General features: G+C 60.2%; 18 protein-coding genes. 5 read left to right on the top strand and 13 right to left on the bottom strand.

Features of this window, described 5'->3' with window-relative positions:
- Positions 1-324 precede the first annotated feature (324 nt).
- The 7 genes from RCJ00_RS13815 to ppc form a co-directional block, all read right to left on the bottom strand.
- Positions 325-1,401 (bottom strand): LacI family DNA-binding transcriptional regulator, encoded by a 1,077-nt coding sequence (locus RCJ00_RS13815; protein WP_316222629.1) that lies wholly within the window; start codon positions 1,399-1,401, stop codon positions 325-327.
- Positions 1,402-1,494: 93 nt separating this feature from the next.
- Positions 1,495-2,127 (bottom strand): bifunctional 4-hydroxy-2-oxoglutarate aldolase/2-dehydro-3-deoxy-phosphogluconate aldolase, encoded by a 633-nt coding sequence (gene eda / locus RCJ00_RS13810; protein WP_023456568.1) that lies wholly within the window; start codon positions 2,125-2,127, stop codon positions 1,495-1,497.
- Positions 2,128-2,203: 76 nt separating this feature from the next.
- Positions 2,204-3,214 carry a glucokinase gene (locus tag RCJ00_RS13805; protein WP_316222628.1) on the bottom strand — a complete coding sequence of 337 codons (1,011 nt, stop codon included), beginning with the start codon at positions 3,212-3,214 and terminating at the stop codon, positions 2,204-2,206.
- A 4-nt stretch (positions 3,215-3,218) separates the two neighbouring features.
- Positions 3,219-5,048 carry a phosphogluconate dehydratase gene (edd, locus tag RCJ00_RS13800; RefSeq protein ID WP_316222627.1) on the bottom strand — a complete coding sequence of 610 codons (1,830 nt, stop codon included), beginning with the start codon at positions 5,046-5,048 and terminating at the stop codon, positions 3,219-3,221.
- A 10-nt stretch (positions 5,049-5,058) separates the two neighbouring features.
- Positions 5,059-5,844, bottom strand: coding sequence for a 6-phosphogluconolactonase (pgl, locus tag RCJ00_RS13795; protein ID WP_316222626.1), 786 nt, complete (start codon positions 5,842-5,844; stop codon positions 5,059-5,061).
- Entirely contained in the window at positions 5,837-7,324 is a 1,488-nt protein-coding gene (gene zwf / locus RCJ00_RS13790; RefSeq protein ID WP_316222625.1) for a glucose-6-phosphate dehydrogenase, read from the bottom strand. The genes pgl and zwf overlap by 8 nt, the downstream gene beginning before the upstream one ends.
- 241 nt (positions 7,325-7,565) lie before the next feature.
- Positions 7,566-10,241: a phosphoenolpyruvate carboxylase gene (gene ppc / locus RCJ00_RS13785; RefSeq protein ID WP_316222624.1), complete on the bottom strand. Its 2,676-nt coding sequence runs from the start codon at positions 10,239-10,241 to the stop codon at positions 7,566-7,568.
- Between the two features lie 408 nt (positions 10,242-10,649).
- Between ppc and RCJ00_RS13780 the strand changes: the two genes are divergently transcribed.
- From RCJ00_RS13780 to greA, 5 genes are all read left to right on the top strand, one after another.
- A complete protein-coding gene (locus tag RCJ00_RS13780) occupies positions 10,650-11,204 on the top strand; it encodes a hypothetical protein (protein WP_316222623.1) in 555 nt (184 codons plus the stop codon).
- Positions 11,205-11,308: 104 nt separating this feature from the next.
- Positions 11,309-13,933, top strand: a complete 2,625-nt coding sequence (gene pepN / locus RCJ00_RS13775; RefSeq protein WP_316222621.1) for an aminopeptidase N — start codon at positions 11,309-11,311, stop codon at positions 13,931-13,933.
- Between the two features lie 91 nt (positions 13,934-14,024).
- The gene (locus RCJ00_RS13770; protein WP_316222620.1) at positions 14,025-14,603 is read left to right on the top strand and encodes a response regulator; all 579 of its coding nucleotides are present in this window, start codon (positions 14,025-14,027) and stop codon (positions 14,601-14,603) included.
- Positions 14,604-14,766: 163 nt separating this feature from the next.
- Positions 14,767-17,388: a sensor histidine kinase gene (locus RCJ00_RS13765; RefSeq protein ID WP_316222618.1), complete on the top strand. Its 2,622-nt coding sequence runs from the start codon at positions 14,767-14,769 to the stop codon at positions 17,386-17,388.
- Positions 17,389-17,451: 63 nt separating this feature from the next.
- Positions 17,452-17,931 (top strand): transcription elongation factor GreA, encoded by a 480-nt coding sequence (gene greA, locus RCJ00_RS13760; protein WP_316222617.1) that lies wholly within the window; start codon positions 17,452-17,454, stop codon positions 17,929-17,931.
- 13 nt (positions 17,932-17,944) lie between these two features.
- Here greA and RCJ00_RS13755 read toward each other — a convergent pair whose 3' ends face one another.
- The 6 genes from RCJ00_RS13755 to RCJ00_RS13730 all read right to left on the bottom strand — a co-directional run bounded on the left by RCJ00_RS13755 (position 17,945) and on the right by RCJ00_RS13730 (position 25,078).
- On the bottom strand, positions 17,945-18,463 hold the full coding sequence (locus RCJ00_RS13755; RefSeq protein ID WP_316222616.1) for a periplasmic heavy metal sensor: 519 nt from the start codon (positions 18,461-18,463) through the stop codon (positions 17,945-17,947).
- Positions 18,463-18,933: a hypothetical protein gene (locus RCJ00_RS13750; RefSeq protein ID WP_316222615.1), complete on the bottom strand. Its 471-nt coding sequence runs from the start codon at positions 18,931-18,933 to the stop codon at positions 18,463-18,465. Before RCJ00_RS13750 ends, RCJ00_RS13755 begins: the two co-directional genes overlap by 1 nt.
- Positions 18,930-19,508 (bottom strand): RNA polymerase sigma factor, encoded by a 579-nt coding sequence (locus RCJ00_RS13745; protein WP_411267544.1) that lies wholly within the window; start codon positions 19,506-19,508, stop codon positions 18,930-18,932. Before RCJ00_RS13745 ends, RCJ00_RS13750 begins: the two co-directional genes overlap by 4 nt.
- Before the next feature lie 210 nt (positions 19,509-19,718).
- Positions 19,719-22,661: a bifunctional [glutamine synthetase] adenylyltransferase/[glutamine synthetase]-adenylyl-L-tyrosine phosphorylase gene (locus RCJ00_RS13740; RefSeq protein WP_316222613.1), complete on the bottom strand. Its 2,943-nt coding sequence runs from the start codon at positions 22,659-22,661 to the stop codon at positions 19,719-19,721.
- A gap of 131 nt (positions 22,662-22,792) precedes the next feature.
- Positions 22,793-24,313, bottom strand: coding sequence for a sensor histidine kinase (locus RCJ00_RS13735; protein ID WP_316222612.1), 1,521 nt, complete (start codon positions 24,311-24,313; stop codon positions 22,793-22,795).
- A 93-nt stretch (positions 24,314-24,406) separates the two neighbouring features.
- A complete protein-coding gene (locus RCJ00_RS13730; protein ID WP_023456552.1) occupies positions 24,407-25,078 on the bottom strand; it encodes a response regulator transcription factor in 672 nt (223 codons plus the stop codon).
- Between the last annotated feature and the right edge of the window lie 163 nt (positions 25,079-25,241).

Below are 25,241 nucleotides of genomic sequence, written 5' to 3'. Positions count from 1 at the left end.
GCGATATGGGCTAACGGATTTATGCTGCACCGCGTCAAAAATATCTTTGCTTTTATTATTTATTTGACAGCGTTGTCAGATTTGGTATCACTACGTCACCCTGTTTTCCCGGTGTGTCGGGTCTTTGGATTTTCCATGGATTCGGCAGTCGGGTTTCGTGTTTAAAACCATTGGCGTATCGGCTTCTTTCCCTTTTTCATAGCCGGTTCGCTGTCGTGGTTTTAAAGCGCCTTCTTAAATGTGGCATTATTTGGAAGGCACTGGCCTTATATCCCGACGGCGCTTCGTGCACCGTCGGGTTTTTTTTGCCCGCTTTTAAAAAAATCAGATTGATTTGGCGGAGTCGCGCTGAACCAGTTCGAACGGCAACAGGCGGCTGACACGGGTCAGGACCGGCGCGTCGTCATCACCATTGGCGCGGGACAGAAGAATATCCGCCGCAGCATAGGCCAGGTCAACGACCGGCTGGCGGATCGTGGTCAGGTGCGGCCAGATAACCGTCGAACCGGGCGTATCGTCGAAACCGACAACCGACACCTGATCGGGGATCTTGACCCCGATCTGCTGGGCGTAGGCCATTATGCCAAACGCCATTTCATCGTTTGAAGCGAACAGGGCCGTGGGCAAATCGGTCCGCGTCTCGAACAATGCCTTGGCGGCATCGATACCCGAAGCAAAGCTGTTGAACCCTTGCTTGATCCAGTCTGAGCGCGGCGTAAGGCCCGCTTCATTCATCGCCTGCAGGAAACCCTCATAACGGCGATGCGACGACCCATGCTCCGGGTGACCGCGAACGAACCCAATATCGCGATGCCCCAGACCGAGCAGATGCTGGGTCATCTTGTAGGCGGCGAGGCTGTCGTCCATCTCGACCTGGGCCGAGCGCCCGGGATAGGCATAGGGCGACACGCGGACATATGGCACACCGGCCGCTTCGACAGCCTCCAGAACCATGGCCATATCGCACAGCGGCGGCGTCAGGATGACGCCATCAAGGCGAATGGTCGCCAGAAGCGATGCGATCGCACGGCCCAGATCGGGTGCCAGACTATCCTGAGGTTCGCTGAGCACGTGATACCCGCTTTCGCGGCAACGGGCGATGACGCCGCTTTGCAGATCGATCACATAGCTGGACGACGGGTTGTCGTAGAGCAAACCGATCAGGAAGCTGCGTGCCCCCGCCAGGGAGCGCGCCAGTAGGTTGGGCCGGTAATGCAACAGGTTAGCCGCGTCCTTGACCTTGGTGCGCGTTTCCTCGCGCACGTTCGGTTCATTGTTCATGACGCGTGACACGGTCTTGATCGATACGCCAGCGAGTCGCGCAACATCATTGATGGTGGAGACGGCGTTGCCGCCACCCAGCTCTTTTACGCGGTCGGCCGGAACCTTGATTTGCGTCACCCCGATGACAACCCTTGCATGAAATTGGTCTCATCTAATTGCGTTCGCAATGACAGCTTTGTCAATTGCAAAGAGACAAGTCTTTTCAGCGCGTTACTTTTTGCTGAAGGTCGCGACCGCTTCGGCTGCAAGGCGGGTGATTTCAGCCCAATTTCCATCGTTCATCGCCTTGGCCGGGGCGACCCATGACCCGCCGCAGCACAGGACATTGTCGAGCGCCAGGAAGTCGGCGGCATTTTTTGCGTCGATGCCGCCGGTCGGGCAGAATTGTGCCTGGGGCAAAGGACCGCCGATTCCCTTCAGATAAGGCACGCCGCCCGCCGGCACGGCTGGGAAGAACTTCAGGTGCGTGAAGCCCCACTCCAAAGCCTTCATAACCTCCGAAGACGTCGCCACACCCGGCAGCAGCGGCAAGGCGTCCTGATGCGCGAGCGTTTTGGTCAGGCCTGGGGAAACAAGGAACTTGGCGCCCGCCTTGGCAGCCTTTTCAGCGTCCTTGGGGGTCAGAACAGTGCCGGCGCCCACCACAGCATCGGGACGTTCCTTCGCGATCAGCTTGATGGCATCCAGGGCGCAGTCGGTACGCAGGGTGATTTCCAGCACATTGATGCCGCCCGCAATCAAGGCGTCAGCCAGCGGGAGGGCCTGGTCGAGCGACGGAATGACCATGACCGGCAGCACAGGGCCCATGGTCATGAACTTGGGAATATCGGGATGCGTGGACATGGTCGTTTCCTTGGTCTAATTCGTTATGGTCTTCGGGCGCACTGGCGCTCAGCTCACACCGCAGGCGACGATCCGCCTACGCGGTAATCTGGACGTCGGTCAGCGCATTGGCTGAGCCCAGCAATGCGGCGTAGGGATGAATGATGATGCGCGACGGAATGGACGCCACCAGTCCCGCCAGCGGCGCCTTGGCTTCCATGCGGGCGCGGAAGCGCAATTCGTCGACGTGCTTGATCAGACGCGGCGCAATGCCGCCGGCGATGAACATGCCGGACACGGCGCCATGCGCCAGCGCCAGGTCGCCGCAAACTGAGGCCATGATGTCGAGAAAGGCTTCGACCGTGTAGCGCGAGCCCGTGGCATCGTCGCCGTCGAGGTGCGTAATCTGGGCCGGCGTCAATTCATGCGCCGGTTCGCCGCGAATGGACGAAATCGCCTGATAGAGATTGACCAGACCGGGACCGGACAGCAGCATTTCGACCGTGACCCGGCCATGCTTCTTGCGCAGGAATCGCAGGATTTCCGACTCGTAGTCATTGACCGGCGCAAACGAGATATGGCCGCTTTCGGTCGACAGGCAGTAAGGCCCGAATTCACCACCGACCAGGACCGACGCCCCGAATCCGGTGCCTGCGCCCATGACGGCGTGAACATCGCCAAACCCCTTGGTGACGGTGCCAATGGTCTTGGTATCGGCGTCTTCCAGATGCGGCAGGGCGAACGCCAGGGCGGCATAGTCATTGATCAGGCGTGCTGTCTTGGCGCCAACATGGCGCGCCAGAAGCCCCTCTTCGACTTCCCAGTCGAGATTGGTGAACTTGATGCGGCCGTTTTTGACCGGTCCCGCCACAGCCACCACTGTGTAATCCAACTCCGGCTTACCGCCGATCTGGCGGAAATAATCAGTCAGGGCGTCGTAGACGTCCTTATGGTCCGCCGTTTCCAGCGATTTGAAGCTGGAAAGCGTTGTCTTGCCATTGCTGCGTTCCGCGATGGCGAAACGGGCGTTTGTGCCCCCGATATCGCCAACCAGGCCCCGCAGGGTACGGCCGGAGGTGATCGCTGAGCTGTCGAAATGCGCTGTCATATGTCTACCAAAAAACTGCGCCACCTTGGTCGGCGGGTCCTACCGCCCGACGCATGTGCGCAAAAAGTTCCCGTCCCATGCCGTCGGCTTCTTTTGGCCGATCCGCATCTGTTCTTTGTGAAAACTCGGTGGCATCTCCGAGAAAGTCGATAGTTCCTTTTTGGCAATCCACACGCAGCAGATCGCCGGTCTTGAGTTTCGCGATCGGGCCGCCGTCCACCGCTTCCGGCGTCAGGTGAATGACCGCGGGCACCTTGCCCGACGCGCCCGACATGCGTCCGTCCGATACCAACGCCACCTTGTGCCCGGCATCGAGGATGGACGACAATGACGGCGTCAGTGAATGGAGCTCCGGCATCCCGTTGGCTTTTGGTCCCTGGAAACGGACAACGCAAATGAAATCGCCATCGGGGAGTTGCTTTGCCTTGAAGGCGGCCAGGAAATCATCCTGATCGTCGAATACCACGCACGGGGCTTCGACCACCTGATGCTCCGGCTTGACCGCCGACACCTTGGCGACCGCAACGCCGAGATTGCCCTTGATTTCGCGCAAGCCCCCCTCCGGTGAGAAGGGGTTCGAAACCGGGCGCAGGATGTTTTCGTCGAGGCTGGTATCCGGCGCCTCGCGCCATACCACGGTGTTGCCGTCAAGAACCGGTTCCTTGGCATAGTCAGCCATACCTTGGCCCCAGATGGTCTGGACGTCGGGATGCATGAGGCCGGCGTTGAGCAGTTCCTTGATCACGAAAGCCATGCCACCCGCGGCATGGAAATGGTTCACATCGGCAGACCCATTGGGATAGACACGCGCCAGAAGCGGCACGACGGACGAAATCTTGTCCATGTCTTCCCACGTCAGGATGACGCCGGCAGCGCGCGCCATGGCGGGCAGGTGCAGCGCATGATTGGTCGATCCGCCAGTGGCCATCAGACCGATAACGCCGTTAACGATGGCACGGGCGTCGATAACATCGGCCAGACGGGACGGATTTTTTGAATTTTCAGCCGTCTTGGCGGCGCGCTCAACGGCGGCCTGGGTCAGGGCGTCGCGCAACGGCGTGCCCGGATGAACAAAGGCGGCGCCTGGCACGTGCAACCCCATCATTTCCATCAGCATCTGGTTGGAATTGGCGGTGCCGTAGAAGGTGCAGGTGCCGGCGGAATGGTACGAGGCCATTTCGGCAGCCAGCAGTGCGTCGCGCCCAACCTGCCCCAAGGCATATAGGGTGCGCACCTTGGCTTTTTCCGGATTGGGCAGGCCCGACCCCATCGGGCCCGACGGCACGAAGATGATCGGCAAATGGGCGAACGACAAGGCGCCCATGACCAGACCCGGCACGATCTTGTCGCAGATACCCAGCATCAGACCGGCGTCGAAGGCGTCATGACTGAGCGCGATTGCCGTGCCCATGGCGATGACGTCGCGTGAGAAGAGCGACAGCTCCATGCCCGGACGGCCTTGCGTCACGCCATCGCACATGGCGGGCACCCCGCCGGCGACCTGACTGGTGGCGCCGAACTTGCGGGCCATGGTGCGGATCTTTTCCGGATAGTCATGATAGGGCTGGTGCGCCGACAACATGTCATTATAGGCCGTGACGATGCCTATATTCGGCACGGCATCAAGCGCCGCCTGCAATTTTTCGTCCGGCGTCGAGGCCGCGACGACGTGGGCATAGTTGGCGCAACTCAGCTTTTTGCGGCGCGGCTCATCCGCCTTGAAACGATCGGCGCGCGCCATGAATTCGGCACGTAAATCCTTGGACCGCTCGATGATGCGGTCGGTGACTTCGGCGATTACGGGGTGCAGGGCAACGGGTTTCACGGTGGTCATAACTCAGTCCTCAAGCCGCCCACACAAAATCGATATCGACCGGACATTGCGCGATGAACGCGCCGATCGGCGATGCATACGGGTCGGTATTTTGCGACGCCGTCCGCAACACGTCCAGCTTGGTTTGGCCGGTAATGTAGAAGACGATGCGGCGTGAATTGTTAATGGCCGGGACGCTCAGGGTAATGCGCGGCAGTTGCGGCTCCGAGCCATCGACGTGCGGCGCAACCGGTAGGACCAGCCGCTCGGTGCTATAAACCTCGGCATTGACGGGGTTATTGGGGAAGATCGATGCGTAATGCGAATCCGGCCCCATACCCATCAAGGCAAAATCGAAATGCGGTGCCGCGCCGTCGTTCAGATCGCGCAGGGTCTTTTCCGCTTTTTCAGCGCAGGCCTTCGGGTCGGACATGTCCTGAATCAGGGTCAGGAATTCCATGCCCGTCTGGGTCTTGTCCGCGAGCACCGGCGCCAAAGCCTCACGCATCATGCGCGTATTGGAGGCCGCGTCATCCGTCGGCACAAAGCGCTCATCGACCTGGGCCAGGGTGATACGTGTCCAGTCGAGATCGGCATAGATGAGATGCTGATAGATCGGCCGGGGCGTCGTGCCTCCGCACCCGATCCACACCGCCTGGCCGCGCGTATCGATGGCATGGCTCAGCGCACCAGTGATCAGGCCGGAAATGTGCACGCCAGCCTCGGCGGTCGATACAAAACAATGCACCGTGACCGTCTTACCATGGGCGGACCAGGTCAGGACATCTTCCGTTACATGATTGGCCAGCTTAGTCATTCCAGGTACGGCCTTCGTCGCGCTCGATCAGGCGATAGCCGCTGACCGGTCCGAAGGTTCCGGCCGGGTACATTTGCGGCTTCATGTGCGTATCGGTCCACGCCTTGACGATGCCATCGACCCAGTTCCAGGCGGCCTCGACTTCGTCACGGCGCACGAACTGGGCGTTATTGCCATTAAGAGCGTCGAGGATCAGGCGCTCATAGGCGATGCGGCGACGTGGCGGCTTATCGCCATTACTGTCGAAGGCCTTGACCAGCGACAGCGACAGGTCGAGCGATTGCAGATGCATGCCTTCGGCTGTCAGCCCTGGCGCCTTGTTCATCAAGGTCAGAGAGATATCTTCATCCGGCTGCAGGCGGATCAGAAGACGGTTCGCCACCGCTTCAGGGCCGAAGATCGAGTGCGGCAATGGCTTGAACTGAACGACGATCTCGGTTGACCGCGACGGCAGGCACTTGCCCGTACGCATGTAGATCGGCGTGCCGGCCCAACGCCAGTTGGCGATTTCCGCCTTAATGGCGACGAAGGTTTCGGTATTCGACGGCGATCCCTTTTCCGCTTCGTACCCTGCGACCGGATGACCATCGGCAAAGCCCGGACCATACTGGCCGCGCGCCGTATTTGTTAGGACGTTTTCGGCGGTGATCGGCTTGAGCGATTTCAGCACCTTGACCTTTTCATCGCGCAAGGCGTCGGACGAAAGGGCGGCGGGGGGCTCCATGGCCAGAAGGCACAGTAACTGCAACAGGTGGTTTTGCAGCATGTCGCGGATGGCGCCGTATTCGTCGTAATAGCCTAGGCGTTCGCCAACGCCGACCGTCTCGGCGATAGTGATCTGGATGTGATCTATCGACTGGGCATTCCACAGCGGTTCGAACACGATGTTGCCGAAGCGCAGGGCTATGAGGTTCTGGACCGTTTCCTTGCCGAGATAGTGATCGATACGGAAGGTACGCGCTTCATCGAAGGCATGGGCAACGGAATCGTTGATGATCTTGGACGTCGCCAGGTCGCGACCGATCGGCTTTTCGATAATGACGCGGTTCGGCGCCTTATTGAGACCCGCACGCTCGATGTGTTCGCAGATCGGCTTGAACAGCGACGGCGACACTGACAGGAAATAAACGATGTCGAGGCGATCTATATCGCCCAGTTCAGCTTTCAGCTTGGCGCCCCAGTCGTCGTGGGCGGCATCTAGGGCGACGTGGACAATGCGCTTGCGCAAACGCGCCAATGTCTCCGGCTCCAGCGCATCCCCGATCCGCTTGGTGACGGCGGCGCCGATGCGATCGACGCAGACCTCCGTGCCGCAATCTTCGCGCGCGACCGAAATGATGCGCAGATCGTCGGACAGAAACCCGTCCTGATCGAGCATGGCCAGCGACGGCCACAACATGCGCATGGCGAGATCGCCAGTACCGCCAACCAGAACAAATACCTGTTGGCGCGCGCCATTACCTGCAGAAGATACCGACATGAGACCTTTTCGTTCCGAACCTGCGACCCTGCCCCTTATCAACGGGGCTTAAGTCATGACAGCGTTGTCATAAACCCAGTTTTTCGGGAGGTCAACCATGAAAGTCAACGGGTGGCGCAAATGCCTGACCCACCCGCGTCATATAGGACATGCGGCCCTATGGGCACAAGGTGGAAACGCACGGATCAAACATCCGTCAACGACGCATATAGGTCCTTTTTCGCCCATGCCGGACCAGTTGTCAGCCGGTATTGCGTAGCGCGCTGGCGATACCATTGACCGTCAGTTGCATCGCCAGTTGCACCAGCTTGTGCCGATTGCCATGACGGCGGACGCCCAGAAGATAGACCTGCAGACGGTTCAGGCTGTTCAACAGAGGGTTGGCCCGTTCGATCTGGTTGCGCAGACGCTCATGTGTAGACAGCAAATATTTGGCGTTGCGGATACGCAGGATGAGCGCCACCGTGTCCTCGAATTCCAACTTGATGGTGGCGTATATGCGGTCGCCCTCCTCCGGGTCGCGCGCCAGATCGGCGTAGAGGCGCGCGATCTCCATGTCGGTCTTGGCCAGGGCCATTTCCATATTGGCGATGAAGACATCGAAGAAGTCCCACTGGATCATTTCCAGAAGCGTAGCGTCGTCGATTTCCAGTTCCCGCACGGCTGCCGCGAAACCATACCACCCCGGCAGCATGAAGCGCGATTGCGACCAGGCGAAGACCCAGGGAATGGCGCGAAGGTCTTCGATCTTGCCCGAAGCGGTTCGCGACGCCGGCCGTGAGCCGATCTTGAGGTCCGACACTTCGCCGACCGGTGTGACCGTGCGGAAGAAGTCGAGGAAATGAGGATCGTCATAGACCAGGCCGCGATAGGCGGCGAAGGATTTTTCGTGCAGCCTGTCCATCAACGGGCTGTATTTTTCCTCCAGCCGCGCGTCTTCGGACGCTTTGCGCGTCGTATCCTTGGGGATAGTGGCCAGGAAAGTGGCCGCCGCGAAGGTATCGAGCGTTTTGTGCGCCGTGATGACGTTGCCGAACTTGCGAGCGATCATTTCGCCCTGCTCGGTGACGCGGATCTGTCCGCCGACAGTCCCCTCAGGCTGAGCCAGGATGGCAGCGAAGGACGGACCGCCGCCGCGGCCAACCGAACCGCCGCGGCCATGGAACAGGCGCAGCTTGACGCCCGCCTTGTCGCACACCGCCTTGATGGCTTTCGACGCCTTGTGCAGCGACCAGCGCGACGAGGTATAGCCGCCATCCTTGTTGGAGTCGGAATAACCGAGCATTACTTCCTGGATCGCCGGCCGGCCCATGAGGGAGCGCACAGCGAAGTTGCCCAACCACTTTTTCATGATGTCAGGCGCGGCTTCCAGATCGCCGATGGTTTCGAACAGCGGAGACACCCGGATCATGGTGTGGGGCTGAGGGCCGCCGCGCACCAGGCCGGCCTGCTTCATCAGGACCAGCGGTTCCAGGATATCCGATACCGAGGCGGCCTTGGAGATGACGTAGGCGCCGAAGGCTTCCGGGCCAAAGGATTTGACGATCTGGGCGGCCGCATCGACGATACGCAGTTCCTTGCGCGTCTCGTCGGAATATTTGGCGAAGTCCCAGCGAAGCACACGGTCATTGGCCAGTTCGGCGAACAGCAAGGAACAGCGCTCGCTTTCCGACATGCCGAGATAATCGACCAGTTCCGACGAATGGGTGAACAGTTCGGCAATGACGCGTTCGTGCACGTCCGAATTTTGACGCAGGTCGAGCGCCAGCAGGTGGAAACCGCATGACCGCGCGATACGGATCAGCGTCTTGAGCGTACGCCCGATCAGGCGGCGTCCGCCATGGGCAGCCAGGCTATCGCGGATGACCCGCAGATCGCGCGCAAACGCGTCGCAGCTTTCATAGGGAGGCGCCACTGATGCGCCATTGGTTACGGGTTCGCCCAGGATTTGTGCCCGCGTCCGGGCCAGTCGATGCTTGATGTGGGCGATGGCGCGGCGATAGGGCTCATCGACACGGTGAATGTCCGTATTCAGCGACTTGCGCGCCAGATCGTTCAGGGCGTCAGTGACCGGCGTCACCTCATCGGACATGGTCAGTTCCGAATCCAGCTTGTCCATCTGGCCGATGTAAAAGGCAAAAGCGACGCGCGCCTGTTCCTTGAACGCATAGTTCAAGGTCACCTCATCGACATGCGGGTGACCGTCGCGATCGCCGCCGATCCAGGAACCAAGTTTCAGGACATTGGGCAACTGGCCGTCATGGGGGATATCGCGGCCCCATTCGTTGTACAGGGTAACCATTGCCGGCAGGATGGAGCGCTTGACCGCCCCGATCAGATTGTTGATCTCGTCCTGGACGGTGATACGTTCCGGCCGGTTGAGACGCGTGTTCCACAACAAGGCGACGGCGCGGAACAGGTCATCCTCGATCTGCGTCCTTTCTGGCCGTGTCGTCGCCTTCTCATAGGCCTGGAGCAGGGTGGAAATCTCGTGCTCACGCTCCACGATCGACGCGCGCCGCATTTCGGTCGGGTGCGCGGTGAAGACCGGCGATGCCAGGATTCCCGAGAGCGTCTTGTCGATCTCGTCCGCGCTCACACCTTCCTGGCGCGCCGACTGAACCGCATTGGCCAGGCTGATCGGCTGCATGGAGCCGTCGAAGGTCTGGAAGGTATCGATACGGCCCAACTGGCCGACATCCTCCGAAATGACCGACAGCATGGACAGGCACGTCATGATGCGCGCTGCGTGCGCGGCTTCGGATTCGCTGAGTGTGCTGAAATCAAAGTCTTTGTCTTTCAGCGCCTCGACCTTGGACATGACCTCGGCCTTGCCAAACTCCTGTACGGCGTCGCTGAGGAAGCCATCGAGCATGGCGGTATGTTGCTTGACATGGTCTAGGACGGTATCGGTCATGAATGTTGGTCTCTGTTGGTGCCCGTTATCGGCGCGACCATTCATTTCCGCCACAAAAACAAAGACTTGAAGTCAAGTTTGTTCCGACGACGCGAATGCTGGGTCAAGCCGGTTTATCATTATATTTCGGCTAGCTTAGCGCCATTTTTGTGCGTCGCAAGATAACAATTTTGGCGGCCGCGCAGGCCATATTGCCAGTCACATTGAAGTATGAATGAATCCAGATGTTTGCGCTCAATTGTCTGATTTAATAAAATTTTCTGCCCGCCAAATTTGTCGAATGTTTCATTGGAAACAAGGACTTGCACACTCAAGTAACGTCGTTATTTTCATGGGGAAAATTATTAAAACTTTTCATTTATGCTGGGGTAAACGGATCAAAAGCGCTTAGAAAAGCACGAGGGTGTCATGGCCAAAGCGACCTATCATCGCCATCAGAGAGTCTATGTCGAGCCGGTTGGAACCTGGGCGGTCATCGACAAGGTGAATCCTGTCTGGGTCAAGGGCTTCGATGAACCTGTCCGCGTCACCTATGATTGCGGCCTGGGGCGCGATTTCGCCGCCGAGGAACTGACGCCGGAAAGCGCCGAAAAGACGGACAGCCAGCAATTGGGCCATTGGCGTCTAATGCGCGCTCGTAACAAGTGGCAGTCGCCCGACGAAAGTCGCAACCACCCCTTCCCCGGCACCTATCCCATCGTCGTCACCGATGAAAACGATTGGGGCGGCTGGCGCGTCCCAGGCGCCGAATATGAGCGTGACCCGTCCCTGATCGAAATGCAGGCCCGCCTGATCGTCAACGCCCCGCATCTGCTCACCCTGGCCAAGGCCTTGAAGGACTATGCCCGCCACAATGCTGGCGATCTGGACGACGATCTGATTTCGCTGGCCAAGCGCGCCGAGCAGTTGAGTCAACACATCGAATCGGACGCCGAGGTGCGCAAGGTCCGCGCCGTCGACTGACGCGCGGGATCCGAGGCAACATTCGTATTGCCCACTTTACGTATTGTCAGGCCGCGCGAACGCCCCATATGGTCGGGAGACACCCGATTTTTGTGGACGACCTCATGCGCACCGATACGCCCCAGCCGATCAAGCTTAGCGACTACACGGCCCCCGACTTCCTGATCCCGTCAACGGAACTGGACTTCGATCTGGCGCCCGAAGCCACCCGCGTAAGGGCCCGGCTGACCGTCACGCGCCAGGGACCGGCCAATGCGCCCTTGGTGCTGATGGGTGAACGCCTGCGGCTGATCAACATCCGTATAGATGGCCAACCCGTCGAATCGGTTGTGACCGATGAAACCCTAACCATCGCCTCGGTGCCGGACCAGTTCGTGCTGGAAACCGAAGTCGAGATCGATCCGCTCAACAACAAGACGCTGGAGGGACTGTACATGTCTTCCGGCCGTTATTGCACCCAGTGCGAAGCTGAGGGCTTCCGCAAGATCACCTATTATCTTGACCGCCCGGACAGCCTGTCGAAATATCGCGTGCGCATCACTGCCCCTCGCTCGGGCTTTCCGCATCTTCTGTCCAACGGCAACTTGCTGGAAAAGGGCGATCTGGACGACGGCCGGCATTATGCCCTGTGGGAAGATCCGTTCTTCAAGCCCTGCTACCTGTTCGCCCTCGTCGCGGGCGAACTCGACGTCTACGAAGACACGATCGAAACCGTATCGGGCCGTACGGTCGATCTGAAAATCTATGTCGATACCGGCATGAAGACTCGCGCCGCCTATGCCATGGATGCCTTGAAACGGTCGATGAAATGGGATGAGGAGGTGTACGGCCGCGAGTACGATCTCGACCTGTTCATGATCGTCGCCGTCCGTGACTTCAACTTCGGCGCCATGGAAAACAAGGGCTTGAACATCTTCAATGCGTCCTTGCTGCTGGCCGACCCGACGACGGCGACCGATGCAGATTATGAACGCATCGAAAGCGTCATCGCCCACGAATATTTTCACAACTGGTCGGGTAACCGCGTCACCTGCCGGGACTGGTTCCAACTCTGCCTGAAAGAGGGCCTGACCGTCTTCCGCGACCAAGGCTTCAGCGCCGACCAACGCGGTCATGCCGTGGCGCGCATCAAGGATGTCAAGGCGTTGCGCGCCCGACAGTTTCCGGAAGATTCCGGCCCCCTGGCCCACCCGGTTCGCCCCTCATCCTATGTTAAGATCGACAACTTCTACACGGCGACCATCTATGAAAAAGGTGCCGAAATCGTCGGCATGCTGAAAACCTATGTCGGGCCGCAGGTCTATCGTCAGGCGCTCGATCACTATTTCGCCGCCAATGACGGCACGGCGGCGACGCTCGAAGATTTCCTGGCCGCGTTCGAGGCCGTCACGGGCGAGGATTTCTCGCCGTGGATGGCTTGGTACACCCAGGCCGGCACCCCGCAACTGCGTGCCAGCAGTACCTATGACGCCGCCGCACATACCCTCACCCTGACCTTCGCCCAGGCGACACCCGCCACGCCGGGCCAGGCACAAAAGGCCGTCGTCCCCATCCCTATCCGCTTTGGCCTGCTCAGCCAGGACGGTGACAAACAGATGTTCCGACATGATGGCCACCTGGCTTCGGAGGCCCTGCATATCCTGCGTGGCGCCGACACGACGATTGTGCTTACAGAGGTGAAATCCCCCCCTGTTCTATCCATACTCAGGCATTTTTCGGCGCCGGTTCTTTTACATATTGAAGAATCAGGAAATGATGCATTCGCCCGCTTCCGAGGGGATCCAGATGCGTTCAACCGCTGGGAGTCGGCGCAAGGACTCGCTAAGCGCATTATCCTGGCTGAGCGGCCGGACGCGGACCTGATCGACGCCTTCGCCGAAGGACTAGATGCTTGTATTACTGACGAAAACCTCGACGACGCCTTCAAAGCGCTGATCATGGGCCTGCCGACCGAATCCGACCTGGCGCAGCATATGTCGCCCATAGATCCGGCATTTATTCATAAAAACAGGAACAATCTGAAATCCGCCCTGTCGGCGCGTCTGTTCGACACGTTGCGCGACCTATACCGTTCTATCCCGGCCCCGAATACGTTCAGCCCGGACTCCGTTTCCGCCGGGCGTCGCGCCTTCCGCAACGCCCTGTTGGACCTTATGTTGGCAAGGTACAATAATGCCGAAAACAAAGATGAACTGATCGCCCTGGCCGAAAGTCATTTTGGCCAGGCGACCAATATGACCGACATGGTGGGCGGCCTGTTGGCACTGACATACGTACAGGGCACACCCTACCAAAACGCGCTTGATACCTTCTACGACCGTTTCCGCAACGAACCCTTGGTCATCGACAAGTGGTTTTCACTCCAGGCCGCAGCCGCGCACCCGGACACCTTGGATCGCGTTCGCGCCTTGAGCCAACATCCCGATTTCGATGCCAAGACACCCAATCGCTGGCGCGCCCTGGTTCAGGGCTTTGCCAATAACCAGAGTGTTTTTCACGCGCCAGGCGGCGGCGGATACCAGTTCCTGGTTGAACAGATCCTCGCCGTTGACGCCTTCAACCCCATGACGGCGGCGCGGCTGGTCGAACCACTGAGCCGCTACCGTTTCTATACCTCGCCCTACCGCGAAAACATGCAGACGGCTCTTCAGACGATAGCCGCCGCGCCAAATCTGTCGAAAAATGTCCTGGAACTGGCCGCGAGGGCTCTGACCGAGGAACACAGCTAATAGGCATTAACCTCTCCGAAGCTTTCGGCGGGTAAACTGACGGTTCGGCATCGTCTGTGCCGCAATGTACGGCTTTCCCGGAGACAACGAATTGGCTGGCCTCGAACGCGTCAGGTTCCTGGTTGTGGACGACAACGCCCACATGATCAATATCGTCAAAACCATTCTGCGCGGATTTGGCGCCGTTCACATATTCGAAGCCAAGGATGCCACCGAAGCCTTCCATCGCCTGAAGCACGACTCCATCGACATTTGCATTACCGACTACCAGATGGAAGTTCTGGACGGGGTCGAATTCGTTCAACTGGTCCGCAATTCCTCCGACAGCCCCAACCGTTACGTGCCGATCGTCATGCTTACTGCCCACTCCGAGCGATCGAAGGTTATTGCCGCGCGTGACGCCGGCGCCAATGAATTTTGCTGCAAGCCGATTACGGCCATCGAATTGCGCCGCAAGATCGTCGCCATCGTCGATTTCCCGCGGCCCTTTATCAAGACCAGCAACTATTTCGGCCCCGACCGCCGGCGCAGACAGGACCCGAAATATCAGGGACCAGAACGCCGCGAGGGATGGAGCGAGGATCATCAGCCGCCCGTCAATGGCGTCAAGAAAAAGAGTGGCGCGGGGTCCGGCAGCTTTGAGGCCGAAGACGACTCGCAGGCCAGCTAGGCCGCGTCGGGAGCGGAAAAACCGTCCCCGACTATTTGAATTTATAAAACCTTAAGACTCTCGACAATAGGTTAACGCCACGTTTACGCTTGGGGTACGCGCCGAATCACCTGCGCTGCCCATTCGCCGGCCTCTGTACACGCCGAAAACCGTAGGACTGTCTGTGACGGAGACGCGTCAAAATCTGCGTTCTCAGGCCTTGGGCGCCAAGGGGCGGGCCACTGGCTCGCAGGATCGCGTCCGCGCCTCGGTGGCAACACCCAGTCCAACCGCACAATCATCGTTGATGTCGCGCCTGGTCAGATCGCAGGTCGGCGCCGGCATGCCACTGTGGATTCGTCTGGGCGCGCTCGGTCTGACCCTAGGCCTCGTGACCTTTATGGGCCTGTCTACCCTGCAGCTCGGCAACAATCTGTCCGCCGACAAGGATGCCGAAGGCCAGGTCTTACTGACCGAAACCCGGCTGGGTTCGGCACGTCTGGACGCTCGCCTGACAACGGCGCGCCTGGCTCTGGAAGCCGCCCAGGCACAATGGCTGGAAAAGCGCGACGCTCCCCTGACCGCCGCCGAAACCGGTTTACGCCTCGGCCATGACAGCGTTTTGAGCGTGGCCATGATCGGAAGCGACGGTACCCTACTGGCCCTGGCCGGCAGTGACGACACTGACCTGATGGCACAAGCCGCCAAACAGGCGGAGGCGGCCTTCTCGCTGCGCCCACTGACGTCCCGCCTCAGCCAGACGCGCCGGACCTACGCGATCCTCAAGGGCGGCACCAGCGCGCCTGCCCTTGTGGCGCGGCTCGACCCCAAACTGCTGGACGACACCGCCACCAATGGCGCCGTTGCCGCCCTTGTCGGGACGGACGGCGTCATCGTCGTGGCCTCCGACGACGCCCTGATCGGGCAGAATGTCGAAAAGGCGCTGGCGGTATCTTTCGGTCAGCTCAAAACCCGCGCCGACTCCGGCAACCTCATTCAGGGTGCTCTGACCGAAGGTGGTTTCGTCAAGATCGCGACCGTGCCGCAGGACAAGGCGGGCAATCTCGTCCTGCTCAAAGCCCTCCCGTCCAAACGCTTCTTCTTTGCATCGCACAACCTCATTCGTGGCATCGCCTTCGTCGGCGGCCCTTTGCTGATCGGCGCCCTTTTCGGCCTGCTGCTCATCTTCCAGGCACGCAAAACCAAGGCTGACGCCAAGCAGTTTCAGGCCAGCGAGCAGCGTTACCGGCTGGCTGTGGAATCGGCCCGTTGCGGCATATGGGACTGGGACCTGGATCAGGACCTGATCTACATGTCCGATGTCACCGGCGTCATGCTCGGCTGGGGCGGAGGCGGCGTTGCCTCGACATCCGAAGTGCTGGATCGCATCGCACCCGAACACAGGGGCGACGTCGTCAAGGCACTGGACACGGCGCGCATCAAGGGTGCCTTCGATGTGTCCTTCCGCGTCCCTGGCGTCAACGGCCAGGCTATCTGGGTTGATGCGCGTGGCCAGAGCGTCGGCGAACGCAGTCACGCTGGCTTCAACCGCCTGTCCGGCGTGGCCTTGGATGTCAGTGAGGAGCGCATAGCCCAATTGCGCGCCCAACGCGCCGAGGCCCGTCTGCTCGACGCCATCAGTTCCGTATCCGATGCCTTCGTGTTGTGGGACCGGCGCAACCGGCTACTGATGTGGAATTCGACCTTCGGCGAAACCTTCAATATCGACAGGCGCTTCCTTAAAGCGGGCACTCCGCGCGAGCTGATCGACCAGGTGATGCAAATCGCCATCCGCCGCCAGCAGCCCGCACCTGATGCCCGTGAAGGTGTCATCGAGGCCGAGCTCAACAACGGCAAATGGATTCAAATTTCCGAGAGCCGCACCCTGGAAGGCGGCCGCGTCCTGACCGGCGCCGACATCACCGCCGTGAAGCTTCAGGAAGAAAAGAGCCGCGAAAACGAAGAGCAGTTGCAGGCGCTCGTCGAGAAGCTGGAACAAAGCCGCCAGCAGCAGACCGTCCTGGCGCGCAAGTACGAAATGGCCAAGATTCGCGCTGAAGCCGCCAACCATGCCAAGTCCGAATTCCTGGCCAATATGTCGCATGAACTGCGCACACCGCTCAATGCCATCAACGGGTTCTCCGAAATCATGGCATCTGAGATGTTTGGGCCGTTGGGCCATGCGCGGTATAAGGAATATTCCAACGACATCCTCAATTCCGGCCAGCATCTGCTGTCGCTGATCAACGACATTCTCGATATGTCCAAGATCGAAGCCGGCAAGCTGACCTTACGCTTCGAACCGGTCGTTATCGATGAGGTCGTCGAAGATACCCTTCGGCTTATGCGCCAAAAAGCTGAAAAGGCCGGGTTGAAAATCCGTGTCCATCTGCCGCAACTGCCGGAAATATCTGCTGATTTCCGCGCCCTGAAGCAGGTGCTGCTGAACCTGCTGACCAACGCCATCAAGTTTACCCCCCAAGGCGGCACCATCACCATTTCTGCCACTCATACCGACAGCAATGTGCATATCAGCGTGACGGACACCGGCATCGGCATTGCGCAAAAGGACATGGAGCGCCTGGCCAAGCCATTCGAACAGATTGAGAACCAATTCTCAAAAACCAAGGAAGGCACAGGTCTCGGACTGGCGCTGACCAAATCGCTCATCGAGATGCACAGCGGCCATTTTGAAGTCGATAGCACGGTGGGCCAAGGCACAACTGCCACCGTCATTTTGCCGATTGTGCAGACAGCCGCGGGCGCATCGGAAGACGACGAGGGCCGTCGCATTCACGCCGCCTAAGGGTAGCCCGATAAGCACGCACTCCCTCTTGTTTCCTTATTCTGCAACCTCTTAAATGATCCGATGAGCGTAGCCTTTACCCGGGACGAAGACCACGAAGCGGCCGCCGCCAATTTGCCGGATCGTCCCCTGTCACCCCATCCCAATCTCGTAACGCCGGAAGGCCTGGCGCAATTGGAGGCGGCATTCGCCGATGCCAAGGCTGCCTATACGGCCGCGCAAGCCTCCGGCCTCATCCATGCGGATCGGACGGCCATGGCGCGGGCGACGCGGGATCTGCGCTACTATACGGCGCGCCTGGGTTCAGCCCAGCGCATCGATCCCGTCGCGACCGCGGAGCGCGTCGTCTTCGGCTGCACCGTAACCATCGTCCGTGAAGATGGCCGCGAACAGACCTTCCGGATCGTCGGAGAGGACGAAGCCGATCCCAATGCCGGCAGCGTGTCCTATGTCTCGCCCCTGGCCAGGGCCTTGCTGGGCCGCGAGGTTGGCGATGAGGCGCAGGTCGCCGGCGCTACCGTCGAAATTATGTCTATTGCGTAGTATCGGCGCGTGACTACCGACTGGCGGACGTATCGGCCACGGCCTCGGCAGGCGGCTTGCCGTCCCTCTGGACAAAGCGATTGAACCGGGCACTGGGACGCAGAAGGGTGCGTATGACAAAGCTGCGTTCGCGCACCGGCAGCTCTTTCATGTTCAGGATCAAGGCATTCTCGATCTTGCTACGCGCGTCGTTTTCAGCATTGCGCGCCTGCTCCGACAACATGGCCAGTTGCGCGGCGTCATATGGGTCCTTCGCCGCCAGAGCCGCCGCCTGACTGCGTAACGCGCGCGCCTTAGCCATGTCTGGCTCGCCGCTCAGGGCCGCATCGCGAGTCAGGAGGTATATATGGCGCCGCTGTTCTTCCGTGGTGCCGGTCGTGGCGTCCTTCCAGTCTTTTTGCATCGCTGTCGGCCGCTGGAAATCGCGCATGTGCTTTTTCAGCACGACGCCTGCGCCGATGGCCGCGCCTATCAGGAAGATATTGACGATCACCGAAACCGCCAGAAACCATTTCAGGTGCGTTTGTTTCATCACTCGCCCGTATCGATCATGGCGACCTGCTCAAGCACGGTCTGGGCACGAACATCGCTCAGCCCGGCCAGGCTGAGATTGACGCCCAGCACGGCGCCAGCAAGGCATGCCGCCAAGCCTATACCCGTTCCCCACACCACTGACCACGGCATCCGCCGACGCGGTGCGCGTGACGGCGCAGGGGACGGGAAACGCACGACATTATTGGCCAGCGAGAACTCCGCAGCATAGCGATTGATCGCTGCCTCGAAGGCGGGCTGATCCAGTTCAGCGCGCAAATGGTCGACCGCCGTAACGCAGTCCAGCATATCGTCCAGCGCACGCGCCTGATCCACCCGCGCCTGCGCCGCAGGGTCGCCGGCCAGGAAGTCGAGCGCCGCCCGACGTTCGGCCTCTGGCCAGCGCGCCGGCGAGGCGCCGTAGGCATCGATCAGGGCTTGGAAGCGATCCGCATTCATTGACTTGTTCATGACTTACCTCCCGCTTTAACGGGGTTTACTCTAGGTGTCTCATCACTCATCAGTCCCCGCAGGGTACGACGGGCGCGCGCTAGAAGACTTTCCATCGCCTCGATGCTGACGCCCATGGTCGCGGCGGCCTCGATGTTCGACATCTCCTGAAAATAGTTCAGCGTAATGGCGGTTCTCTGGCGCTCCGGCAATTGCGCCAGCGCCCTTTGCAAGGCCTGGGCGGTCTGGGCCTGCTCGATCTGGACGGCGGCACCGACGGCATCATCGACGATATCGACATCATCGGGCGAAACGGTGTCGCGGCGTCGGCGCAGGCGGTCATAGCACAGGTTAAGCGCCACGCGATGCATCCAGGTGTCGATGCGGGCCTTGCCCGGCACCCACGTCGCCGCCTGTTTCCAGGTTCGCATCAGGGTTTCCTGGGCAACGTCCTCGGCTTCCGTGGCGTCGCCCAGCATCCGACGACCCAGCGACAGCAGACGCGGCAGCTTGCGTGAGACAAGGGCCGACACCGCCGCCATGTCACCACGGCCGATTCGTTCCAGCAGAACCTCGTCAGGGTCCGGTGTCGTCACATGAGTCCCCGAATGGGCAGTCGCACCTCGCGCCCGCCGTTCAACGTCGAAATCCACAACCCTCGCTGCATTTACCTGCCGCATAGGTCTTGTTCCTTTAGCACACCGGATGGATTTAAGGTCGGCTTCATATGAAATTGCAAACACAGATGGGTGACAGGTTCAGATGACCCGCCGCTCATCTATGACAGTTTCACGTAGAACCATCCTTTATCCGTCGCTGGGCCTGACGATTGTCTCGAATGCCGCCCTCGCCCGCTTGCGAATATCGCGCAACTTTTTCTCCAGCGTATCGAGCCTGCGCGTGTGCACGGCGCGCGCCAGCTTGCGTTGGAAAGCTTCGGGCTCGTGGTTCGGGTCATCCTGCGCCGTCAGCGAAACCCGCATGACCTGGGCCAGCGACTGCTGAACCCGCCACGCGACGCTCAGGGCCTCGATCTCCGCCGCCGGGGCCAGACCGGCCCGTGACATGGTTGACAGCGCGGCCAACGTGCCGACACGCAACGGCCCGCCCGCTTCGGCATGGATCAGTTGCAGATATTGCGCGGCGAATTCAGCATCCACCTGACCACCGACCGACAGTTTGAAATCCCAGAAGGATTTGGCCGGCCGTTCCTTTTCCATGAGGGCGCGCATGGCCAGAACGTCGAGCGCGGTTTGTGCCGTCGAGCGCTGGCGGCGCAGAATGGTTTCGACCTTCAGCTTGACCAGGTCGGCAAAATCGCTGGACGACGACCAGACAACACGGCCGCGCGTCAGCGCCTGGAATTCCCAGGTATCGGCATCCTTGGTGTAATAGTTCTCGAAGGCGGCCAGAGACACCGCCACAGGTCCCTTGGCGCCGGTCGGCCGCAACTTCATGTCGATTTCGTAAAGCGTGCCTTCGTGGGTCGGTGCCGACAAGGCCGAAATCAGCCTTTGGGTAAAACGTCCGAACCACGTTTCCGCCGCCCACCCCTTGACCGTCGAGACGCTGGAGGGGTCCTCAGGCAGATAGATGGCCATCAGGTCCAGGTCGGAGGTCGCCGTCATTTCCTGAGACCCGAGCTTGCCCAGGGCCAGGATCGCCACATGGCCGTCGAGACGCCCCGCTTGCCGGACAATATCCTGGTGCGCCAGGGGCGCCAGGTGACGGACACAGGCATCCGCCAGGCGCGCATAGGCTGCCCCGGCGGCTTCGGTCGACAGACGGCCGTTTAGGATCTGCATGCCGATGCGGAACTGCTGCTCGCGGCCGATGCGGCGAAGGGCATTCATCACCGCTTCGAGATCGTCCGGCACGCGTTCGACTTCGCGACGCACCAGTTCATCCAGTTCCTCGCCCAGCGGATCGAAGAAGCCCGCGTCCAGCATGGCATCAAAGGAGGTCGGGTGGCGGGCCAGCATCTGGGCCAACCGAGGGGAAAATCCCATGATCTCGACGATCGAATGGAACAGTTTCGGATTGGCCAGGAACAGGGACTGAATCTGCACCCCAGCATTCAGGGTGGAGAAAAAAGAGGCGAAGCGGTTAAACGCGATGGACGGCGTGCCGGTTTCATTCAGCGCTTCGAGCAGACGCGGCACCAGTCGGGTAAAGAGTTCACGACCGCGTTCCGAGCGCGTCGCCGGGATACGGCCATGGTGCCAGGACCGGATGGTGGCGGCCACCTGCTCCGGGTTTTCAAAGCCCATTCGCTGCAAGGTCTTGATCGTTTCCGGGTCATCCTCCACCCCCGTAAAGACCAGGGAGCCGAATGAGGACGACAAGGGTTCGGATTCCGAAAACAGCTCACCGTAGTGACTGTTGACCAGACGCAGGGTCCGCGACACGGCCAGATCGAAGCGCGACAGGTTGGAAAAGCCGGACAGCACCGCCACGCGCATGCGGTCGTCCTCGTTTTCCGGCAGCTCATGGGTCTGTTCGTCCTGGATCATCTGGACGCGGTGTTCCCAATCGCGCAGACGAATATAGGCCTGTTTCAATTCCTTGGCGACAGCCGGGGCCAGATGGCCGGCGCGGCGCAAGGCATCGAGAGCATCGAGCGTCCGTTTCGACCGCAATGACGGGTCGCGTCCGCCGAGGATAAGCTGCTGGGTCTGGGCAAAAAATTCGATTTCGCGAATGCCGCCCGCGCCGAGCTTGAGATTGGCTCCGGCGGCATCCAGCCGGTCATCGACTTTGTAGACATGAATCTGGCGCTTTATCGAATGGACATCGGCTATGGCCGGATAGTCCAGGCTGCGCCGCCAGATGAAAGGCGACAGGTCCTGCATGAACTGCCGGGCCTCGACCGGATCGCCGGCGACGTGGCGAGCCTTGATAAAGGCGGCGCGTTCCCAGTTCTGGCCGACGCTTTCATAATAGTTGAGCGCGAAAGGGACACTGACCACGGTCGGCGTTGAGGACGGATCGGGCCGCAGACGCAGATCGACCCGAAAGACATAGCCGTCGCCTGTGCGTTCGCTGAGAAGCGTGGAAACGCCGCGCGCCACGCGGTCGGCAAAGGTCTGCGGATCGACGATATCGTTGATCGGCAGGCGCTCCAGATCGCAGAAGAAGGTGATATCGATATCGGAGGAATAGTTCAGTTCGCCGGCGCCGTGCTTACCCATGGCCAGAACGAAAAGCCCAGGCAGAATTCCGCGCTCGTCAGGGGCATTGGCGGTCAGGCGGCCCTTGTCGCGCTCTTCGCGCACCACGAGCGCCAGCGCCGCGGCCGTCACGGCATCAGCGAAGCGCGTCAGAGCGGCCGTGACATGATCAAGCGACCAGACCCCGCCCAGGTCGGCCAGGGCGGTCAGCAGATGTGTATCGGCCTTGAGATGGCGCAGGACCTTCTTCGCTGCCGGAATGTCCAGCACATCGACGGTCGCAGCCTGAACCTCTAGCGCCTCGGTGGCCAGGAGAACGGCCTTCAGGCGTGCCTCGGGTGCGCTAATCAGGGTTTCACGCAGACGCTGGGGATCCCGACGCATGAGGCCCGCCAGATAGGGTGACGCCGCCACGACGGGACGCAGGGCGGCTTCGGCCTGTTGCAGGACGTCGCGCCAGCCCTCGGCATTGGCGACCTCATAAAGGGTCTCGAAGACATAATCCGCCGCGCCGGCGTTCAGAACCGGTCCGCACGGATGCAGCCGATCGACCAGTGAGGAGAATAAAACGTCAGCCATGTGGGTAGAAGTACAGTCCCTGCCTCTTTTGTCCTACATCTTTAACCCTGAATCGCCGACAATACAAAGCCGGTAATGGGTTTATGCAGGCCCGTAGGGGGAATGCGGCTGGGGAAAAGCTGTCTTGAGCCCTATCCGGCTACCGGCGGCAGGACAAGCGCGGTACGCAGTCCCGGTCCCTGACCGTCGAAAACACCCGGACCTTCTGAAATCACCAGCCGTCCCTTGTGCGCCACGGCAACGGCTTCGACCATGGCCAGTCCAAGCCCGACGCCCGGCAGTGTGCGCGAATTTTCCAGACGCACGAAGCGTTCGGAAATACGGGCACGGTCTTTTTCGGGCACGCCAGGCCCGGTGTCGGTGATCGAAAATTCGATTTCACGCTGCGAGGTGTGGCGCATGCGGAAGGTCACACCGCCGGGTACGGGTGTATATTTGATGGCGTTGTCGAGCAGGTTGGACAGGGCCTGGGCCAGGAAATCACGATTGCCCAGGGCACGGATATTCTTGTCGATCTCGAAATCGAACTCCAGACCCTTGTCCGAAGCCACCGCCTCGAACAGCTCAGCCATGTCCTCGGCCAGCTCAGTCGCGGAAAAAACGACCTGATCCGGCGCCTGGCCCTGCGCCTGCAGGCGCGACATGGAAAACACCGTCTGGAAGGTGCGCAGAAGCTGACCCGTTTCTTCGAGCGCCTTGACCAGGGCATCATGCGCCTTGGACGGGTCCTTGTCGACGTCAAGCAAGGACACTTCCAGCTTGGTCCGCAGGCGCGACAGCGGCGAGCGCAGGTCGTGCGCGATGGCGTCACCGGCATATTTCAGATTGCCCATCGTCTTTTCCATGCGGTCGAGCGTCTGGTTGATGCGCATGGACAGGGCATCGAATTCGTCGCCCGAATCGCGCACCACAATGCGGGCGCGCAAGTCGCCTTCCTGTACCCGTTCCAGCACGCTCGTTACCCGCGCCACCGAACGTGTGACCTCCTGGTTTATGAGCGTGCCGGCGAACAGGCCGAGGATAACAACCAGTAGCCCACCGCCCGCCACCGCCTTGATTTCCTGCTGGAAGCCGTGATCGGCCCATGACATGTCCATGGCGACATAGATGAAGAAGTTATCGTCCAGGCGCAGGATTCGCCCCTGGAACCGGCAACAGCCGCTCGGGTCATTCGGAGACGGCGAAAAGAAATTGAGAGAGGTCATCGGATTGCCCGAATTGACCTCCTTCAGGCCCGCCTTGATCACCGTGTCGGGCAGATTACGGCCCTCCATGCGGGCGCGCGTGTTCTGCGCCAGCACCTGACCGGATCCATCAAACACCCCTTTGGCGAAGACCCACTCTACCGCGTCGTCCCCCAGGATCTTGGCGACGACGGCGGCGTGACCTTCGCGTGCGTCGAGATCCTGAAGACTCTTGATACGCGCGTCGATCGAGCTATTGCCCCAGGCCCGCGATTCCGTCGAGGTCGCCAGATAAATGTAGCCGAAGACCAGAGCGGCAACGAACACATAGACGCACAGGAAGACTAAGGTCAGGCGAAACGGCGTCTGGCGGAAGAAGTTGGGACGCAGGATGGCAAGCGCATCGACCCGGCGCCAGATGGCATCGATCATGTCCTTGCGGGGGTCTCGCGCGGGTTCGTCACTCATAAAGTTCACTCATTTCAAAGCGCGACTGCGCGCCCGAGCCGTTGCGAGGAAAGCCTGCGTGGCGATTGAACGCGCATACGGCCTGACCGAAGGTCAGGCCTTCAACTGATAGCCTTCGCCGCGGACCGTATGCAGCATGGGGCGGTCGAAATCCTTGTCCAGCTTGGAGCGCAGGCGCGAAATATGCACGTCGATCACATTGGTCTGAGGGTCGAAATGATAGGCCCAGACCTTTTCCAGCAGCATGGTGCGGGTGACGCTTTGGCCAACGTGGCGCATGAGGAATTCGAGCAGCTGGAACTCACGCGGTTGCAGGTCGATGATCTTGCTTTGGCGCTTCACGACACGCGAGATCAGGTTCATTTCCAGATCGCCAACCCGCAGGATGGTTTCGACCTGATCCTTTTCCTTGCGACGGCTGAGCGCTTCGACGCGCGCCACCAGTTCCGACAGGGCATAGGGCTTGACCAGATAGTCGTCGGCGCCGGCACGCAAACCCGATACGCGGTCTTCCAATTCGCCAAGCGCCGACAGGAAAAGCACCGGGACATCAGCGCCTTCCGAACGCAGTTGCGTCAACATGCTGACCCCATCCATAACGGGCATCATGCGATCCAGGATGATGACGTCTGGCATCTCATCCTTGACCGCCCGAAGACCCTGCTCGCCGTCGCCGGCCAGGCGCGCCTCGATACCGGCGTCCTTCAGGCCGCGCTGCATGTTGAGGGCGGCTTCGGCATCATCTTCAACGATCAGGACGTTCATTCTCGACTCTCGCTTGGTTGCAATGAACAGGTCATATCACGCGCGACTACCCTTTTCCTCTTAAAAATTGTCAATCAATAGAGGCCGCGGCAACCGAACACGGACGATCGTAAAACAAAAAAAGCCCGCCATTGCTGGCGGGCCTTATGTCGTCTGTCTGAAA

Source organism: Asticcacaulis aquihabitans (assembly GCF_032490435.1).
GTDB lineage: Bacteria > Pseudomonadota > Alphaproteobacteria > Caulobacterales > Caulobacteraceae > Asticcacaulis.
This window is presented reverse-complemented; position numbering and strand designations above follow the sequence as displayed.